This window comes from Kitasatospora sp. NPDC034023 (assembly GCF_055575795.1).
This window is the reverse complement of sequence record NZ_JBVIRY010000118.1, coordinates 1-1,296: the sequence shown is the minus strand read 5'-3', so window position 1 is coordinate 1,296 and position 1,296 is coordinate 1. Positions and strand designations below refer to the sequence as shown.

Below are 1,296 nucleotides of genomic sequence, written 5' to 3'. Positions count from 1 at the left end.
TAGACGGGCTGACGCAGCGCTACCAGCGCCGCACGCCAGCCCTGCAGAAGGTGGTCGACGCGGTCGCCGTGGCCCTGGCCGGGTCGGCCGGGGCCCGGCTGCTGGGCGTGCTGCACCACGCGCTGTCCTGGGCGAGCGTGCTGAACTGTCTGATGCGCATCCCCCTGCCGGCCAGGGCCGTCCCGCGGGTACTGGGGATCGACGAGTTCGCCCTGCGCAGAGGCCACCGCTACGCCACGATCCTGATCGACGCCGTGACAGGTGAGCGGATCGAGGTGCTGGCGGACCGGAAGATGGAGACGGTCACCGCCTGGATGAAGGACCACCCCGGCATATCGGTCGTCTGCCGGGACGGGGCCGGGGGCTTCGCGCAGGCCACCACGGACGCCGACCCCGCGATCGCGCAGGTCTGCGACCGCTGGCACCTGTGGCATGGCCTGGCCGAGGCCGCGACCAACGAGATCAGGGCCCACAGCGCCTGCTGGGCCAAGGCCGGCCCGCCTCTACAGGAGGGCACCCGCGCCGCGACCACCCGCGAGCGGTGGCAGCAGGTCCACCAGCTCCTCGATGCCGGGGTCGGCCTGCTGGAATGCTCCCGCCGCCTGGGCCTCGCCCTGAACACAGTGAAACGCTACGCCCGTCACACCGAGCCGGAACGCATGGTGACGGCGCCCCTCTACCGGCCCACCCTGGTCGATCCCTACCGCGACCACCTGCGCCGACGCCGCGCCGAGGACCCCGCGGTGCCCGTCACCCACCTCCTGGCCGAGATCAAGGAACTGGGCTACAGCGGCAGTGCGAACCTCCTGGTCCGGTACATCAACCAGGGACGGGTCGAGGCCGACCACGCCAGCCTTTCCCCGCGCAGGGTGGCCCGCCTCCTGCTCACCGACCCCGACCACCTGCACGAAGAGCAGCTCGTGCTGCGCGACCAGCTCGCCGGGGCCTGCCCGGAGATGACGGCTCTGGCCGCCGTGACGACCGGCTTCGCCGCCCTGCTCACCCCGGCACCGGCCAACGCCGACGCGCTGACCGGCTGGATCGCCCAGGTCCGAGCCGCGGCCCTGCCCTTCCTGCACGCCTACGCTACCGGCCTCGAACGCGACCGCACGGCCGTCGAACACGCCCTCACCCTGCCCTGGCACAACGGCCGCACCGAAGGCGTCAACAACAAGATCAAGCTGCTCAAGAGGCAGACCTATGGCCGCGCCGGATACCGCCTCCTACGCCAGCGCATCCTGCTCAGCTGACACACACTCAGAAACGATCACAGGCTACGAAAATCTTGTATGAGCC

At 70.9% G+C, this 1,296-nt stretch carries 1 protein-coding gene; it reads left to right on the top strand.

What is annotated here, in order from left to right; translation table 11 throughout:
- Nucleotides 1-1,250: ISL3 family transposase (locus ACZ52R_RS43535; RefSeq protein WP_465755586.1), on the top strand; the 1,250-nt coding region annotated here is incomplete at its 5' end.
- Nucleotides 1,251-1,296 lie beyond the last annotated feature (46 nt).